This is a genomic window from Roseinatronobacter domitianus, from assembly GCF_023336755.1.
Taxonomy (GTDB): Bacteria; Pseudomonadota; Alphaproteobacteria; order Rhodobacterales; family Rhodobacteraceae; genus Roseinatronobacter; species Roseinatronobacter domitianus.
In genome coordinates this window covers 74169-91567 of the sequence record NZ_JALZWP010000008.1, presented here as the reverse complement: position 1 = coordinate 91567, position 17399 = coordinate 74169, and the positions used below count along the sequence as shown (strand labels likewise).

The 17399-nt window shown below is 62.6% G+C and carries 16 protein-coding genes, 1 tRNA gene and 1 riboswitch; of the genes, 10 read left to right on the top strand and 7 right to left on the bottom strand.

The features are described 5' to 3' along the window. Positions 1 to 36: 36 nt before the first annotated feature. The 6 genes from trmD to ffh all read right to left on the bottom strand — a co-directional run bounded on the left by trmD (position 37) and on the right by ffh (position 5012). Positions 37 to 846: a tRNA (guanosine(37)-N1)-methyltransferase TrmD gene (gene trmD / locus M3N55_RS09785; RefSeq protein ID WP_249058389.1), complete on the bottom strand. Its 810-nt coding sequence runs from the start codon at positions 844 to 846 to the stop codon at positions 37 to 39. After that, positions 843 to 1379 (bottom strand): ribosome maturation factor RimM, encoded by a 537-nt coding sequence (gene rimM / locus M3N55_RS09780; RefSeq protein ID WP_249058387.1) that lies wholly within the window; start codon positions 1377 to 1379, stop codon positions 843 to 845. Before rimM ends, trmD begins: the two co-directional genes overlap by 4 nt. A 61-nt stretch (positions 1380 to 1440) precedes the next feature. Then, positions 1441 to 2670, bottom strand: a complete 1230-nt coding sequence (locus M3N55_RS09775; protein ID WP_249058385.1) for a glycosyltransferase family 4 protein — start codon at positions 2668 to 2670, stop codon at positions 1441 to 1443. Positions 2671 to 2787: 117 nt separating this feature from the next. Then, positions 2788 to 3147 (bottom strand): 30S ribosomal protein S16, encoded by a 360-nt coding sequence (gene rpsP / locus M3N55_RS09770; protein ID WP_249058384.1) that lies wholly within the window; start codon positions 3145 to 3147, stop codon positions 2788 to 2790. Between the two features lie 47 nt (positions 3148 to 3194). Next, the gene (locus M3N55_RS09765) at positions 3195 to 3491 is read right to left on the bottom strand and encodes a chorismate mutase (protein ID WP_249058383.1); all 297 of its coding nucleotides are present in this window, start codon (positions 3489 to 3491) and stop codon (positions 3195 to 3197) included. A 48-nt stretch (positions 3492 to 3539) separates the two neighbouring features. Continuing rightward, positions 3540 to 5012, bottom strand: coding sequence for a signal recognition particle protein (gene ffh / locus M3N55_RS09760; protein ID WP_249058382.1), 1473 nt, complete (start codon positions 5010 to 5012; stop codon positions 3540 to 3542). A gap of 237 nt (positions 5013 to 5249) precedes the next feature. Between ffh and M3N55_RS09755 the strand changes: the two genes are divergently transcribed. The 10 genes from M3N55_RS09755 (at position 5250) to M3N55_RS09710 (ending at position 16229) form a co-directional block, all read left to right on the top strand. Next, complete coding sequence (locus M3N55_RS09755) at positions 5250 to 6374, top strand: PQQ-dependent sugar dehydrogenase (protein ID WP_249058381.1); 1125 nt, start codon at positions 5250 to 5252, stop codon at positions 6372 to 6374. Between the two features lie 99 nt (positions 6375 to 6473). After that, positions 6474 to 7304 carry a bifunctional allantoicase/(S)-ureidoglycine aminohydrolase gene (locus tag M3N55_RS09750; RefSeq protein ID WP_249058380.1) on the top strand — a complete coding sequence of 277 codons (831 nt, stop codon included), beginning with the start codon at positions 6474 to 6476 and terminating at the stop codon, positions 7302 to 7304. 51 nt (positions 7305 to 7355) lie between these two features. Beyond that, positions 7356 to 7445, top strand: a tRNA-Ser gene (locus M3N55_RS09745). A gap of 230 nt (positions 7446 to 7675) precedes the next feature. Continuing rightward, positions 7676 to 8920, top strand: a complete 1245-nt coding sequence (locus M3N55_RS09740) for a metallophosphoesterase family protein (protein ID WP_249058378.1) — start codon at positions 7676 to 7678, stop codon at positions 8918 to 8920. After that, on the top strand, positions 8920 to 12354 hold the full coding sequence (locus M3N55_RS09735; protein WP_249058376.1) for a YhaN family protein: 3435 nt from the start codon (positions 8920 to 8922) through the stop codon (positions 12352 to 12354). Before M3N55_RS09740 ends, M3N55_RS09735 begins: the two co-directional genes overlap by 1 nt. Positions 12355 to 12431: 77 nt before the next feature. Continuing rightward, positions 12432 to 12526, top strand: a riboswitch (TPP riboswitch). A gap of 62 nt (positions 12527 to 12588) precedes the next feature. Continuing rightward, positions 12589 to 13377 carry a hydroxyethylthiazole kinase gene (gene thiM / locus M3N55_RS09730; RefSeq protein WP_249058375.1) on the top strand — a complete coding sequence of 263 codons (789 nt, stop codon included), beginning with the start codon at positions 12589 to 12591 and terminating at the stop codon, positions 13375 to 13377. Further along, positions 13377 to 13985, top strand: coding sequence for a thiamine phosphate synthase (gene thiE / locus M3N55_RS09725; RefSeq protein WP_249058373.1), 609 nt, complete (start codon positions 13377 to 13379; stop codon positions 13983 to 13985). The genes thiM and thiE overlap by 1 nt, the downstream gene beginning before the upstream one ends. Next, complete coding sequence (gene thiD / locus M3N55_RS09720) at positions 13982 to 14785, top strand: bifunctional hydroxymethylpyrimidine kinase/phosphomethylpyrimidine kinase (protein ID WP_249058371.1); 804 nt, start codon at positions 13982 to 13984, stop codon at positions 14783 to 14785. The genes thiE and thiD overlap by 4 nt, the downstream gene beginning before the upstream one ends. After that, positions 14782 to 15468 (top strand): thiaminase II, encoded by a 687-nt coding sequence (tenA, locus tag M3N55_RS09715; RefSeq protein WP_249058370.1) that lies wholly within the window; start codon positions 14782 to 14784, stop codon positions 15466 to 15468. The genes thiD and tenA overlap by 4 nt, the downstream gene beginning before the upstream one ends. Beyond that, positions 15465 to 16229, top strand: coding sequence for a 3-oxoacyl-ACP reductase (locus M3N55_RS09710; RefSeq protein ID WP_249058369.1), 765 nt, complete (start codon positions 15465 to 15467; stop codon positions 16227 to 16229). The genes tenA and M3N55_RS09710 overlap by 4 nt, the downstream gene beginning before the upstream one ends. A gap of 162 nt (positions 16230 to 16391) precedes the next feature. On the opposite strand, the gene M3N55_RS09705 is transcribed toward M3N55_RS09710, so the two are convergent. Next, entirely contained in the window at positions 16392 to 17375 is a 984-nt protein-coding gene (locus tag M3N55_RS09705) for an ABC transporter substrate-binding protein (protein WP_428982639.1), read from the bottom strand. Between the last annotated feature and the right edge of the window lie 24 nt (positions 17376 to 17399).

Sequence of the window (17399 nt, the reverse complement as noted above, 5' to 3'; positions counted from 1 at the left end):
GGAGACGCGCGGCACGCGCGGCGGGGGCAAAGCCCCCTAATCCGGCTTGCCATCCGTCCACGCCGCCCATAAATCCGGGCGCCGGGCGCGGGTAATTGTTTCCGCCTGCTCCTGCCGCCAGCGGTCAATCTCTGCATGGTTGCCCGATAGCAGCACCGGCGGAATACCAAGCCCATTCCACTCGGCAGGCTTGGTGTATTGCGGATGCTCCAGCAACCCCGCGCTGAAGCTCTCTTCCTCGGTCGAGGCCGCGTTGCCCAACACATCGGGCAACAGCCGCACCGTGGCATCGATCATCGCTTGCGCGGCCAATTCGCCGCCGGTCAGGACGAAATCGCCCAAAGACACTTCCTCAACGCGGTGATGGTCCAGCACGCGCTGATCGACGCCCTCGAACCGGCCACACAGCATCGTGACACCCTTCGCGCGCGACCAATCCCGCGCCATGGTTTGGGTAAAGGGCCGACCGCGCGGCGACAGATAGACCAGCGGCCAATCGGCCCGGTCAGCGGGTGCACCGCGCTGCGCGGTGTCTATGGCGCGATCCAGCACATCGGCGCGCAGCACCATGCCCGCGCCGCCCCCGGCAGGCGTGTCGTCGACGTTGCGGTGTTTGCCGATGCCGAAGGGGCGCAGGTCGAACGTCTCTAGCCCCCAGCGGCCTTCTTTCAGGGCGCGTCCGGTCAAAGACAGGCCAAGAATGCCGGGAAAGGCTTCGGGAAACAGGGTAATAATACGCGCCTGCCACGCCATTGCGGGCGGGCGCGGGCGCGCAAGATCGCGCGGTGCCAAAGACGGCGTCACCGCAAGGCGGCCCGCTGCGCGGCGTGGCGGCGATGCGCTCATTCCAGCAACCCTTCGGGCGGGTCCGCAATGATTCGCCCTGCTGCAAGGTCCACCGTCGGCACAATTGCCTGTGTAAATGGCAGCAGAACCGCGCCCTTGCGACCGGGGCTGACAAGCTCCAGAAGGTCGCTGGCGCCATGGTTCAGCACAGCCTTGACCCGGCCAAGCGACGTGCCGCCAGTGTCGAACACCTCTAGGCCAATCAGGTCGGCGTGGTAGAATTCATCATCCGGCAAGCTGGGCAGGCGGGCACGATCCACGAACAGCCGCAGACCACGCAGCGCATCGGCCTGCTCGCGGGACTGCACACCGCTCAGACGCGCGGCGAACCCCTGCGCCACCGCCGCGCCCAAGGTGATCTCAAAGCTGCGCGTTCCGTCCTCGGACCAAAGCGGGCCGTAACTGCCGATCGCCTCGGCTTCGGCGCAAAAGCTTTTCAGCCGAACCTCGCCGCGCACCCCGTAGGCCCCGGCGACCGCGCCCACGCAGACCCGTTCCGACTTGTTGCGTTGTGACCCTGATGGCCGTGTCATGATGCTGCCCCGTGCACTGATTGCGCCCCAGCCTTGTTCAAATTCCGCAAGGGATTGCAAGTCAAGCCCGGACCGAGTTGTAAATCTCTTCCATGCGGTCTGCCTGATCTTCCCAATCGAAATGCGCAGCCACGCGCGCGACGCCTGCCGCGCCCATACGCTGTGCCAAATCGGGATTGTCGGCAAGTTGCAGGATCGCGGCGGCCAGCCGCTTCGGAAAGGTCTGAGGCGGCGATGGGTGGACCAGCAAGCCGGTTTCGGGCGTGACATATTCTGCCGGCCCGCCCCAATCCGATGCAATGACCGGCACGCCCAGCGCCATTGCCTCCAAGATCACCGCACCACCGCATTCGCGCAGGGAATTCAGGATCAGCGCATCCGCACCGGCCAGCCGCGCCGCGCATTCTGCCTGCGTCAACAAGCCGTGGACATAAACCCCCGGAATTGCACGCTGTTCGATCCATGCGCGTTCCGGGCCGTCGCCCAGAATATCCAGCGTGATGTTCAGATCGGGACGGCTGGCCCGAACGATCAGCATGGCCTGCAAGGTCAGGTCCAACCCCTTAAGAGGGATCATCCTCCCGATGAATGTCAGCCGGAACCCGTGGCGCTGGCCAGCGTCGGGTTGCTCTGCGGGCAGCTTCCAGACACGCAGGTCCACCGCGTTCTCGGTCATCGTGATGATCCGGTCATGGTCCAACGGCAACGCGCGCCGCGTCCGCTCATTGGCCACCAGCAGCACAGCGGCTTGCAGCTTTCCCGCCCACAAACGGTTGGCAAACCGCATCGTCAGTCGTCCCAGCTTCAGAAACATTCGCAGGATGATGCCTTCACGCTCACCATAGCCGGGAGGATAGGACATGCCACCATTCATCGGGCCAATGACCAGCGGCACGTTTAGCCCATGCAGCGGCGACGGGGCCATGGGCGATACCGGGATCGGCTGATGCACCACGTCGAACCTGTCCTGCGAAAGCGCCGCGCGCACCAGTTTGCGCATGTCGAGGGCGGTCAGGATATGGATCAGCCCGCCGAATAACTGGTCCTGCACCCCGGCTGGAAACCGTTCCCCAACGGCCCATAGCCAACGATGGCTTGGCGCATCCTCAATATAAGAAGTGACGGGAGCAAGGGTCGGATAATCGGTGGTTATCTCGTCGCGGTTGCGGGCATGCGTGACAAGAGCGACATCATGTCCCCGTTCTTGCATCATAACGGCGTATTTCAGCGGAAGGATAGCTTCGCCACCTTTGCGGGCAGACGCGTTCTCTCCGACGATCAAGATTTTCATGAACCAGTACCCGGCAAACTACACGAAAGAGAGTCTAAACCCAATCGGCAGCGTCCAATAGTAGAAAGTTCACAATGATGACCGGGCAGACGGGCTGCCCGGTCGCGGCATATGCCGTTATTCGGCAGCTTCGCCAGCGGTTTCGGCCTTGGCGGCCTTTTCCTTGGCGCGTTCCAGCGCCTTCTTGCCGGGCTGGGCTTTCTTCATGTTGGCGCGGGTAGCCTTTTCACGAACGCCCGCAGCTTCCAAGAAGCGCGCGATACGGTCGGTCGGCTGGGCGCCATGGTCCAGCCAGTGCTGCACGCGCTCCATGTCCATTTTTACGCGGTCTTCGCTGTCTTTGGGCAGCAGCGGGTTGTAGGTGCCCAGCTTTTCCAGAAAGCGGCCATCGCGCGGCATGCGCGAATCAGAGGCCACAATCGCGTAATGCGGGCGCTTCTTGGACCCACCACGGGCCAGACGGATCTTCGTTGCCATGTCAGTTTCTCCTTCAAGACTGGCGGGCGGGCATGTGGCCCGCCGGTTTAGCGTTGTAAATTCTCGTGGTGCCGGATGACTTCCGAAATCACGAAGTTCAGGAATTTCTTGGCGAATTCCGGGTCGAGGTCGGCTTCTTGCGCCAACCATTCCAGCCGTTCGATCTGGCGCTCTTCGCGCGCAGGGTCGGACGGGGGAAGATCATGTTGCGCTTTCAGGCGGCCCACGGCTTGGGTGTGCTTGAACCGCTCGCCCAGCGTATAGACAAGGATCGCGTCCAGCCGGTCGATGCTGTCGCGGTGGTTGGCCAAAACTTCGGCGGCGCGGGCGCTGTCATCACTCATGGTCGGTCATCCCTGAAAGACATCGGGCAAAGCCCGTTTCGAGGTGGGTCATTTTTTCTTGAACATCCCAGACAGGCCACCGGGCAGGCCACCGCCACCGCCCATCATCTGCCGTTCGGCCATTTGCACCAATTTGGGGTCCAACTGGCCGGGGTCGGGCATGGCATCGGCCCCTTTGCCCTTGCCGAACATGCCCCCCATAGCCTGTTTCAGCATCCCCTTCTTGCCCATCGTCTTCATCATGTCGGCCATCTGGCGATGTTGCTTCAGCAGTTTGTTCAGGTCCGACACGTCCAGCCCGGCACCCTTGGCAATGCGCTTCTTGCGGCTGGCCTGCAACAACGCGGGGTTGGCGCGTTCTTTCTTGGTCATGGAATTGATAAGGGCGATCTGCTGGCGCAACATGCCGTCGTCAAAGCCTGCGGCCTCGACCTGCTTGGACATTTTGCCCATGCCCGGCATCATGCCCATCACGCCTTGCATGCCACCCATCTTCAACATCTGGTCAAGCTGCATCTTCAGGTCGTTCATGTTGAACAGACCTTTCTGGAAGCGCTTCATCATGCGTTCGGCCTGTTCGACCTCCAGCACTTCCTGCGCTTTTTCCACCAGCGCAACGATGTCGCCCATGCCCAAGATGCGGCCTGCGACACGCTTGGGGTCAAAAGTTTCCAGCGCATCGGTCTTTTCGCCCAAGCCCACGAAGCGAATGGGCTTGCCGGTCACAGCGCGCATGGACAGCGCAGCACCGCCGCGCCCGTCGCCATCCATGCGGGTCAGGACCACGCCAGTTACGCCAATCTTGCCATCGAATTCAGCAGCCACGTTGACGGCGTCTTGCCCGGTCAGGCCATCGACAACCAGCAGTGTTTCGCGCGGGCTGACAGCGTTGCGGACGGCCAGCACTTCATCCATCAGGGTTTCGTCAATATGCAACCGGCCTGCGGTATCCAGCAGGTACACGTCATAGCCGCCCAAAGTGGCCTGTTGCTTGGCGCGTTTGGCAATATCAACCGCCGATTGGCCTTTGACGATAGGCAGCGTATCGACCCCGATTTGAGTGCCGAGGATCGCCAACTGCTCCATGGCCGCCGGGCGGTTGGTGTCAAGCGATGCCATCAGAACACGCTTGCCCTCACGCTCGGACAGGCGGCGGGCCAGTTTCGCGGTGGTGGTGGTTTTGCCAGAACCCTGCAAGCCCACCATCAGAACCGGCGCGGGTGGGTTGTCGATTTTCAGTGCACCCGGATCGCCCTCGCCTTCCAGCATGGCGATCAGTTCGTCATGCACGATCTTGACAACCTGCTGGCCCGGCGTGATCGACTTGGTGACAGATGCGCCGGTGGCCTTTTTCTGCACCCGCTTGACGAAATCACGCGTCACGGGCAGCGAAACATCCGCCTCCAGAAGCGCCACGCGCACCTCGCGCAGGGCGGCACGAACGTCATCTTCGGACAAGGCACCCTGTTTGGTCAGCCGGTCAAAGACACCGGACAGCCGGTCTGACAGGTTCTCGAACATGCGCATCTCTCCCGCCCCAAAGGGCCATTCAAACCGGTTCTGCACCCACGGGCGCAACGCGCTGGTGGGTGGCGATCCTTGCCACAGGCATAGGACCGGAAGGCTAACGCTTCCGGGTATTGCGTTGGCGGATAGGCTTCTGTGCGACCAGAGTCAAGCAAAACGGGCCATCCCGCGCGATCGTGAGTTGAAATTCATCCGTTCCGGCTTTTGTCTTGCCACAAAGAAGGAGACGCCATGACCCGCCATCTCGCCCCGCTCTTCGCCGCCAGCCTTGCGTTTGTCAGCCCAGCATTCGGGCAGGACTACACAGTCGAAGTCTTGCAAGACAACCTTGACCGCCCTTGGGCGCTGGCCTTTCTGCCCGGAACAAACCGCATTGCGCTAACGCAGCGCGGCGGGGACGTGTTGCTGTGGCATCCCGATGGGCTGGTCGCGTTGTCGGGCGGGCCTGATGTCGTATTCGGTGGCCAAGGCGGGCTTCTGGACATTGCCCCCGCCCCCGACTTTGCAGAGAGCGGCTGGCTATACATGACATGGACCGGCGCGGCAGAAGATGGCACCACCACGCATCTGGGCCGCGCGCGGCTGGACGGCATGGCCCTGCGCGATCTGGAAGTGCTGCACGCGGTCCACCCCGGCATTGACAGCGGCGCACATTTTGGCTCGCGCATTGCCTTTGCCGATGACCATGTTTTCGCAGGCTTTGGCGACCGGGGCTTCAAGAATTTCGGGCCCGACCACATCGCCCAAGACCTGAGCAGCGAGAATGGCTCGGTCATTCGTCTGACGCTGGACGGTGACATCCCCGCCGATAACCCCTTTGTCGGCCAGGCTGGCGCAGCGGGCGCGATCTGGTCCTACGGCCACCGTAACATTCAGGGCATGACGGTTCATCCCGGCACCGGCGCGCTATGGCTGGCCGAACATGGCGAAGCCGGCGGCGACGAGGTAAATATCATTGAGCGCGGCGGCAATTACGGCTGGCCCTTGGTATCACATGGCGTAACCTATCGCGGCGGCGACGAATTCGCGCCCCCGCATAGCCCCGGTGACGGGTTCGTCGCGCCCGTTTTCCATTGGCCCGCCGGGCGCAGCGACCACAACCCACCCTCGGGCATGGCGTTCTATGACGGTGCGGCCTTTCCAGACTGGGATGGACACCTGCTGATCGGCAACCTGCTGCACCGCTACCTTGGGCTTTACAGTGAGGAGAACGGCCAGATCACCCCAGTTGCACGCCTTCTGGAGGGCGAAGGATGGCGCATCCGCGATGTGGTCGTCGGGCCGGATGACGGGTTTATCTATGTCCTGACCGATGGCGAGGACGGCAAACTGATCCGGCTGCGCCCCGCATCCTGATTGCCCGGAAATGCCGAAAGCACCTGTCGGCTTTCCACGCTAGTCGCGAGGGCAGGACGGGGCTAGGGTGATTCTGCAGCAGATGGACAATGGCCGAGAATGACAGACAAACCCAAACCCGCCCGCAACTATTTCGTGCCCAAAGGCGGCCTGCCCCCGCAATCGCAGCTTGTGACAGACCGCGCGATGTTTACCGAAGCCTTTGCCGTTATTCCGCGTGGCGTGTTGTCGGACATCGTGACCAGCGCGCTGCCGTTTTGGGACAAGGCGCGTTTCTGGGTTCTGGCCCGCCCGCTCAGCGGCTTTGCCGAGACGTTCTCGCAATATATTGTCGAGTTGGGCGCGGGCGGCGGCAGCGACCGGCCCGAAACCGATCCCAATGCCGAAGGCGCGATCTTTGCGGTCGAAGGTGCAGTCGAGATCACGCTAGAGGGCGCCACCCATAGCCTGACCGAGGGCGGCTTTGCCTATATCCCCGCCGGTGCCAAATGGACCATCCGCGCAACCAAGGGCGCAGTCTTTCACTGGATTCGCAAACGCTACATCGCGGTCGAAGGGTTGCCCGCACCCGATGCCTTCTTCACGCAGGAACACGACATCGCCCCGTCCGAGATGCCCGACACCAACGGCGGTTGGGCGACCACCCGCTTCATGGACCCGACCGACCTGCGCCACGACATGCACATCACCATCGTGACGCTGCAACCGGGCGCGGTCATTCCGTTCGATGAAACGCATGTTATGGAGCACGGGCTGTATGTGTTGCAGGGAAAAGGCGTCTACCATCTGAACCAGCGATGGGTCGAGGTAGAAGCAGGCGATTTCATGTGGCTACGCGCCTTCTGCCCACAAGCCTGCTATGCGGGCGGCCCGGAACCGTTTCGTTACCTGCTCTATAAAGACGTGAACCGCCACGCCGCTCTGCCATAAACCAAAACTGGACTTGCGCCCCCAATGGCACCGCGCTAAGACGCGCACGCCGGACAGTTGGCCGAGTGGTCGAAGGCGCACGCCTGGAAAGTGTGTAGGCGGGGAACCGTCTCGAGGGTTCGAATCCCTCACTGTCCGCCAAATCCCATTGATTTTAATGGATAAAATGGGATTCTTTTTTGATTCACCCAAGATAAAACCCCACATGGACAAACGCTTGCAGGCCGCTGTGGATGCAAACACGCCCAAGGGCGTGCTTATCGCAAGAAAGGTCACGCGGTCGGGCAATACCCTTGCTTGTCTTATGCTGATAATTTTAAGGTTGTTCCGGGCGCGCTGCATGGGCATGGTTTGGGGATTGTCAGCAGATCGTGGCCGCATTGCAAAAAATCCTGCACACAGCCGATATTCATCTCGACTCTCCGTTGCGGTCGCTGGCGCTGCGGGACGAAACCCTGCGCGACAAGGTTCAGGCCGCCACGCGCACGGCCTTTGCCCAACTGGTCGACACAGCCCTGTCCGAGCAGGTTCTGGCGGTTCTGATCGCGGGCGACCTGTTTGATGGGCGTGCCCGAAGTGCGCGAACCGCAGCGTTCCTGACCGCGCAGCTTGACCGGTTACGCCGTGCGGATATTCGGGTCTTCTACATTAAGGGCAATCATGACGCCGAAAATCCGATTACCGGCGCGCTGGAGTTGCCTGACAATGTGCATGTCTTTGATGCGCGTGGCGGGCGCGTGCAACTGGCCGGGGATCTCTGGGTTCACGGAGTCAGTTTTGCGCGGCCCGAAGCACCCGACAGCCTGCTGCCCCGCTTTTCCGAACCCGTTGCGGGTGCCGTCAACATCGCAATGTTGCACACATCCTTGGCAGGGGCGGCAGGCCATGACACCTACGCGCCGTGCAGTCTGGCCGACCTGAGCGGCATGGGGTTCGATTACTGGGCCTTGGGCCATATCCACAAACGCAAGGTGCATTCCCGCGACCCTTGGGTGGTGATGCCCGGCATTCCGCAAGGCCGCGATATTGGCGAGGCTGGGCCGAAATCTGCAAGCCTTTTGACCATCGCGGATGGGCGGATAGACGTGGCCCAGGTGCCGACCTCTGTGGTGGAGTTCACGAGCGCATCACTCGACATATCGGATATTCAGAACGATGACGCTTTGCGCGCGACTCTGCGCCGCCATGTGCAGCATCTGGCAGATACCCTTGCTTCGAACGCCGGCGTGGTGCGACTGACCTTGACCGGCAGGCCGCCGCGCCATTGGCACATCCTGCGCGATCGGGACATCTGGACAGAGACAGTCGCCGCGATGGCGCAAGACAGTGGCAGGCTGTGGCTGGACAAGCTGTTGCTACAGATTGACGCTCCGGACAGCGCCGCGCAAAGCGGCACCGCAACCACCGAGTTGACGAAGCTGATGCACGAGATCGCGACAGAACCCGCGTTCCATGCCGCCGCCTGCGCCGAGATCGAAGAGCTGCTTGGGGATCTTCCCGCATCGGTGCGTTCCGTGCTGTTGACCGATCAAGACGCGGTCGAGGTTCTGACAGAAACCTTGTCGAGCAGCGGCGCGCGTCAAGTGCTTGCGCGGCTAAGAGGGGCCGAAGGGTGATGCGGCTAAGACGTTTCTCGCTTGATCGCTTCGGCCATTTCACCGACCGGGTGCTGGATTTCGGAGAGACCGGCGCGCGCCCGGATTTCCACATTGTCTATGGCCCGAACGAGGCAGGAAAGACGACCACAATGGAAGCCGTTTTGCGGCTGTTCTACGGGTTTAAGCATGTTGAACCCTATGCCTTCAAGCATCAGCGGGCCAATCTGCAAGTTAGCGGAGAGGTCGAGATAGACGGCACGCTCCGCAGCTTCACCCGCCTTTCCAAACGCAGCGGCAATCTTGTGGACGTCAACGGCAACCCTTTGCCCGAAGCGGCCCTCGCGGCGCATCTGGGCGGCATGGGCGAGGACGAATATCGCAACCTTCTATGCCTTGACGATGTCACGATAGAAAGCGGCGGTGACGAAATTGTGCAGGCGCGCAGCGATACGGGGCGGCTGCTATTTGGCGCGGCGGCGGGTGTCGCGCATCTGAGCAGCGTGCTGGACAGTGTTCGCGCAGAAGCCGATGCTGTATGGCGCAAGAAGTCCTCCAAGACCCGGATCGCTGCGTTGAAACGCGATCTGGCAGAGGTCGAGAAGGATATCCGCGCGCAAGACGTGACAGCAAGTGCATGGCGGTCCTTGAAAAAGGCCGCCGTCGACGCGACCGCTGCCGAGGCCGATGCCAATGCCGCACGAGACCGCTTGCAGGCCGATGCCGCGGAACTGGAGGGACAGCGCCGCGCCTTGCCGCTTCTGGCCGAGATGGACGCGCTCGACCAACAGGTCGCGCCTTTTGCGGCATACCCGGACCATCTGGGCTTTGATTTGGAAACGCTTGTTACCCTCAAGACCGATCAAAGCCATATCGAAGCTGAAATCGAGCGTCTTGATGCCGAGTTGGCTGAACTGGATACGCAACGAAACACTTTGCGCCTGTCACCCGACCTTGTGGCGCTGTCCGAAGACCTTGATCTGCTGGAAGAGTTGCGGGCGCGCGATGTGTCGAACGCGCTGGACCTGCCGCGCCGCCGCGATCAACTGGCCCGTGCCGAAGCGGCGATGGCTCATGCCGCCCGTGACCTTGGCGCGCCAGAGGCGTGCGATCCAAGCCGCCTTGCGCCGACACAGGCGCAACTATCGGGTCTGGATGCGGCCCGCGACCGCGTGCGTGCCACCATGGCCGCTGTGCAATCCGAAGCACAAGAACTGGCCGATCTGACCGATCGCCGGGATCGCGCCAAAGCAGAGGTTGATCGCCTGACAGCGCAGAACCCGGCGCGTGCAGGGCTGGGCGCGATCCTTTCGCGGCATGACTCAGACAGGCTGATGCCCGCACATGCAACGGCGCTGCAAGCCATGACAAGCGCAGAGCAAGCCGCGCGGGTGGCGCTGGAACGCCTTGCCCATCCCGGCACACGGTTTTTAACGCTTCCTGACTGCTCCATGACCGAGATCCGCGCCCGCGAATTGACCGGTCTGTATGAGACGAACGGGCAGAAAATTTCCGAACAACGGTCAGCGCGCGACACACACCGCGCCGATGCCGCCGCGCGGCGGGCGCAGGCCGATGCCTTGCTTAGCGACAGCGACGTTTGTCCTGACGACCGAATCGTTGCGCTGCGCGCCGAGCGTGACCGCCTGTGGACAATTCATCTGAGCGCCCTGACCGCAACGACGGCTGCGGAATTTGAAGCTGCGATGCAGGCCCTTGATGCCGCGCAAGAGAGCCGGATTGCCCATGCCGCGGAGCTTGGGCAATTGCGCCAGATCGCGCAAGCGATAGCAGAGGCCGAGGCGCGCGCCGATCAGGCCCAGACCCGTTTGGCAGAGCTTGACCGCGACCGTGAGGCGCTTCTGTCACAGGTGAACGATGCGGCCAGCGCGTCGGGGCTGCGCACACCGATTCAACCCGGCGAATGGCTGGATTGGGTCTTGCGGCACAAGGCTGCGCAAGAGGCCGAATTGGCTGCCGCGCAAATGAGGGATACCCACGCGGCCACAGTTCAGCGCGCACAGGCTTTGCTGGATGCGATTATGCCGCATCTGGACCAAGCGGCGCCCGATGTCGCAGGTGCTGTCGCCGCCGCGCGCCGCCTTGCAGAGGCAGAGCACAACGCGCGCGAAAGGCTTGCCGCCGCAAAAGATGCATTGCAACGGGCGGACGCTGATCTGGCAAAACGGGCCGACAGGTTTGCGGCCTGCCAGCATGACATGGCACAGGCCGAAACGGCATGGCGCAACGCAGTGACTGACGCGCTTGGCACAGCGGTCGCCCCGGAGCTGTTGTTGGCCACATTAGACCCATTGCGCGCCCTTGCCGCCCAGAATGCCACGCGTGCCGAAGCGGCGCAGCGTGTCGGCACAATGGAACGCGATCAGGCTCTGTTCGCTGAAAAGGTCGCAGCGCTTGCTGCGGCGCACGGGCTTGCGCTGGGGGATACGCCGGCGGACAGTTTCGCAAGGCTGCGCGCGGCATCTGATGCAGCGCGCCATGCCGACACACGCGCACATGAGCTGGAATCGCGGATCAAAACTGCGCGGCATCTTCAGGAAGAGGCAAGTCAACGTCTGGATGAAATTGCTCGGACCGTCGAAGTATACGGGGCGGAGTTTCCGACCGGGTCCGATATCGGCACGCTTGATGCGTTGCGCGCGACCGCAAAACAGGCGGCAAGCGTGATAGAAAAGCGCCAGAGACGGGCCGGGCTTGCCTTGAGCATTCTGTCGGAACTTGGCGTCGATAATCTTGTTTCCGCTCGAGCGGCATTGGACGGAGAAAGCCTTGCCACGCTCAACGCCAAGGCCGGGCGCTGCAAGGATGACCTGACGCAGGCCGAACAGCACCGGACTGCCGCGACCGAAGCGCGTGTGACGGCGTTGCAAGCCCTCGCGCAGATCACGGGCGATGCCGATATTGCCAGCCTGACCGAACAGCGGGCCACGTTGGAATTGCAGCTTCAAGAGGCCGCACGCGATTACCTTGAACTGTCTTTCGGCCATCGTCTGGCCGACACGGCAATCCGGCGCTATCGCGATACGCATCGCAGCGGCATGATGGCCGCGACGGAACGTTGCTTTGCCGGGTTGACACAAGGCGCCTATACGCGGCTGACCAGCCAAGCAGATGGCAACGGCGAAACGCTTCTTGCGGTGGACGCGGCGGGCGCGACAAAGCGCGTGGCCGACATGTCCAAAGGCACGCGGTTCCAGCTATACTTGGCGTTGCGGGCGGCCGCGCATGAGCAACTGGTCGCGCAGGGCACCTGCTTGCCGTTCTTTTGCGATGATATCTTTGAAACCTTCGATGAGCATCGCACAAGCGCCGCTTGCCGCGTGATGGAGCAGATCGGGCGCAGTGGTCAGGCGATTTACCTGACCCATCATCGTCATGTCGTCGAGATCGCGCAACGGGTCTGCGACACACCACCAATCCTTCACGAGATTTAGGGACCGGCTGCACAGCTTTGGTGAATCGGTTTTCCGCAGCCCCCCTTGACAGTCATGGGCTGCAAGACGATGTTTCGTTGCAGTGACAGGGGCGTCCGCGCATGCGGGCTGAGAAGCACCCTTCGAACCTGAACCAGATCATGCTGGCGTAGGGAGTCGCGAAAACCGACCTGTCGCCGCGTGCGGATCTGGCGGTTTCTCGTTCCTCTCGTTTGCGCTTGGCGGGAGGATGACATGACCGAACACGGAACACGGCTGGACCAGATGCGCGCCCAAGCGCCGCTGGTGCATAATATCACCAATTACGTTGCCATGAATATCATGGCCAACGTGCTTCTGGCGGCGGGCGCCTCGCCTGCTATGGTGCATGCCCACGCAGAGGTATCTGAATTCGCCGGGTTGGCACAGGCACTTACCGTCAATATTGGCACCGCAGACCCGGACTGGGTGAAGGCCATGGAAATGGCCGCGCAAGTTATGGCAGAGGCCGGTCGGCCGTGGGTGTTGGACCCTGTCGGTGTGGGCGCGACCCGGTTCCGGCAAGAGGCTTGTGCCGGACTGGTTGCGCTGCGCCCGACCATCATTCGGGGCAATGCGTCCGAGATATTGGCGCTGGCGGGGACTGCTGCCACCGGGCGCGGTGCCGATGCCGCCGACAGTGTGGCCGCCGCCGAAGACGCCGCGCAGGCGCTTGCCCAACGCAGCGGTGCGGTGGTCGCCGTCTCTGGCCCGGAGGATTTCGTGACCGACGGGCAGCAGGCTTTTCGCGTGGCGAATGGACATGCCCTGATGCCGCGTATCACTGCGCTGGGCTGCTCGCTCAACGGGATTATTGCGGCTTTCGCGGCGGTTGGTCTGGCGCTGCCTGCGACGGTCTCTGCCTTGGCCTATTACGGGTTGGCCGGGGAACAGGCAGGCGCACGCGCCGATGGTCCCGGCAGTTTTCAACCTGCGTTTCTGGACGCGCTTTACAACATGACCCCGCAGGCGCTGGATACGGGCGCGCAGGTTCAGGCGGCCTGATGGGACCGGTATATGTTATCACGGACCCGATGGCGCCGTATCCGGTGGCCGAACAGGCCCGTCTTGCGGCGCGCGGCGGTGCGGGTGCGGTGCAGATCCGTGACAAGACCCTGCATGACGACGATTTTATCGCTCTCGTGGCCATGCTGCTGCCAGAAATGACCGCGCGCGGCGTTACCTTGATTGTCAATGACCGGGTCGAGGTGGCGCTGCGCAGTGGTGCACATGGGCTGCATATCGGTCAGGGCGATGGCGACCCGACAGACATCCGCGCGCGCCTGCCACAAGGCATGATCTTTGGCCTGTCCATAGAGACGCTGGAGCAGGCGCAGCGCCTGCCCGATTGCATCGACTATATTGGCGCGGGGCCGGTGCGTGCGACCGCGACCAAGCCGGACCATGCCGCGCCAATCGGGTTCGACGGACTGGCGCAAATCGCGGCTGCCGTTCCTGTGCCTTGCTACGCGATTGGCGGCATTAAACCGGGCGATGGGGCGGCGCTAAGGCGTGCCGGTGCTGCGGGCATGGCCGTGGTGTCTGCCGTTACCCGCGCGCCCGATCCTGCCATGGCAACCAGCAACCTGTTGAGGGAGTGGAATACCGCATGATCCCGAATATCTTGTCCATTGCCGGGTCGGACCCGTCCGGCGGTGCCGGTATACAGGCCGATATCAAGGCGATTTCGGCAAATGGTGGGTATGCCATGGCCGCAATCACCGCCCTGACGGCACAGAACACCCAAGGCGTGCAAGCAGTCCAGATGGTCGCGCCAGATTTCGTCACCCAACAGATCGCGGCCCTGCGTGCCGACATCCGCATAGATGCCGTCAAGATCGGCATGTTGGGCAGCGCCGAGATGGTCAATACGGCGCGCTTGGCGCTGGACGGGCTTGACGTGCCCGTGGTTCTGGACCCTGTCATGGTTGCCAAAGGCGGCGACCGGTTGCTGCAAGCCGATGCGGTTGCAGCCTTGCGCGCGGCGCTATCCATGGCCAGCGTTATCACCCCCAACCTGCCAGAAGCCGCCGACTTGCTAGGGCAGGCCGAAGCGGACACGCGCGACCAGATGGAATCGCAGGCGCAAGCCCTATTGGCGCTTGGGCCGAAGGCGGTGTTGCTGAAGGGCGGGCATCTGCCGGGCCGGGATTGTCCGGACCTTCTGGCAACGGCAGACGGGCAAACGTGGCTGCCGGGGCCGCGCCATGACACGCGGCGCACGCATGGCACCGGCTGCACCCTGTCCTCTGCACTTGCCACCTTGTTGGGCCATAAACAGGCGCTGCCTCAGGCCTGCATCGGGGCAAAAGCCTATGTGTCCGGGGCCATCCGCCATTCGGGTGCACTCTCGGTCGGGCAAGGGCACGGCCCGACACACCATTTCCATGCTTTGAAAGTTACACAGACATGAGCTTCATGACACGGGCGCTGGCCCAAACCGCCCCGCTTTGCAAGACGATCCGAGGCATGCCCTTTAACCGCGGCCTTGCCGATGGGTCATTGCCGCGGGCTGCGTTTCAGCACTACATTATTCAGGATGCGCATTACCTGGAAGGTTTCGCGCGGGCTTTGGCATTGGCTGCCGGGCGCGCGCCCGATGGGCAGGCCGTATGCCAGCTTGCCGCCTCGGCTGCTGGCACCTTGCAGGCAGAGCGCGAGCTGCACGCCCATTACATGGGCCTTTTCGGCGTGGATCAGGACCAGTTCGCGGCAACCCGGCCCAGCCCGGCTTGCGACCATTACACTAGTTTTCTGATCGCCACCGCCGCGACACGCAGCACCGCCGAAAGCGTCGCGGCAGTGCTGCCGTGTTTCTGGGTTTACCGTGACGTGGGGCGCGACATTCATGCGCGCGCCACGCCCGATAATCCCTATCGCGCTTGGATAGAGACCTATGTCAGCGACAGTTTTGACGCTGCGGTGGAGCAGACCTGCGCCCTGGCCGAGCGGCTGCATGACGCGGCAACTGACCCGACCCGCGACAGTATGTATGCGCTCTATGCGCGCAGCACATTGCTGGAGTGGGGCTTTTGGGACAGCGCATGGGCCATGCGTGAATGGCCAAACCCCACCCTAACCGGAGAGATTGCATGACACACGCCTTGTCAGACCAGACTGTTCTTGTCACCGGCGCAGGCCGTGGCCTTGGGGCCGCTATCGCGCGCGCATTTGCCAAAGAAGGCGCGCGCGTTGCCATTAACTACCGCCGCAGCGCCGAATCTGCCGCAGCCCTGGCCCAAGAACTTGGGCCGCGCGCGGCTGCATTTCAGGGCGATGTTACCGATCCCGCGCAAGTGGCCGAGATGGTCGAACACATCACGGAACGGTTCGGGGCGCCCGATATTCTGGTGCATAACGCGCTGTCTGATTACAGCTTCAATGGCGATGCGCGCAGCACTCTGGACCGGCTGGCATGGTCGCAAATGAACGATCAGGCCAGAACCGCAGTAGGTGGGGCGCTGAACTGCATTCAGGCGCTGCTCCCGCATTTCACGAAACAGCGCCACGGGCGCGTGGTCACGATTGGCACCAACCTACTGCAAAACCCAGTTGTGCCCTATCACGATTATACCGCCGCCAAGGCCGCGCTGCTGGCGTTCACCCGCACGGCGGCAAAGGAGCTTGGACCGATGGGGGTGACCGTCAACATGGTCTCGGGCGGGTTGCTGCGCACCACCGACGCCAGTGCCGCGACACCCGATGCCGTGTTCGACATGATCGCGGCGCAGACACCGTTGGGCAAAGTGACAACACCCGAAGACATGGCAGATGCGGTGCTGTTTTTTGCAAGCCCCTGGGCGCGTGCAGTGACGGGACAAAACCTTGTCGTCGATGGTGGGCTGGTCTGCGACTGACAGTCTGCCCGGCGGCATACTGCGCGGTGCGATACGCCCACCGCCCAACCGTCGCATTGGTCGGCAGGCGCGCCATCCTTGCATAGAAGCTGCCGTTGCAGGCTGGCGCGTGACTGCTTTGCCAAGAACGGGCGAGGGTCCAGACCCTCGCCCCCTCATATCTTAGTTCAGCGCCGCGTCGGTGATGGCGTGGGTCCACGCACCTTCCGGCTCTTGGCTGATGACAGGATCAGACCCACCGGCCAGAAGCGAGGCAACGGTGCGCGCATAGTCCGCAGGATCAAGCGCCCCGTTGGACCCGGCCGTCAGCTTCGCGACCTCACCCATCATCCGCACCTGATGCTGTTCGGTCTGCGCGCCGGTCTGGTCGTATTCGAGCACGATCATCGCCGCATCCTCGGGGTTCACTTCGGCCCATTTCCATCCGCGCATCGAGGCACGCACAAACCGTTCCATCCGGTCCACGAAAGCCGGATCGGCAAGGTTCTCTTCCAGCACATACAGGCCGTCTTCCAGTGTTGCGACGCCCTGATCTTCATATTTGAAAGTAACAAGATCGTCCGGGGTCAGGCCGCCGTCGATCACCTGCCAGTATTCGTTATACGTCATGGTCGAGATACAGGCCGCCTGACCATTCAGCAGCGGGTCTACGTTGAACCCCTGGCGCAGAACCTCGACCCCGGCATCGCCGCCCTCGGTCGAGATGCCAAGCTGGCTCATCCAGCTCAGGAATGGAAATTCGTTGCCGAAGAACCAGACGCCAAGCGTGTTGCCCGCGAAATCCTCTGTGGTTTCGATGCCGGCATCCTTGCGGCAGGTCAGCATCATCCCCGAAGACTTGAAGGGCTGCGCGATATTGACCATTGGCAGGCCCTTTTCGCGCGCCGCCAAGGCGGCAGGCATCCATTCCACCGTTACATCGGCGCCGCCACCGGCCAGCACCTGTGTCGGCGCAATGTCGGGACCACCGGGAAGGATGGTAACATTCAGACCTTCTTCTTCGTAGAAGCCGTTTTCAAGCGCGACGTAATAGCCCGCGAACTGGGCTTGCGTCACCCATTTCAATTGCAGCGTGACGTCATCGGCAAATGCCGTGCCCGCGACAAGCGACAGCGCCGCCCCGGTCAGTGTTGTTTTCAGTTTCATGGTCTTCCCCCTTGCTGGTTATGG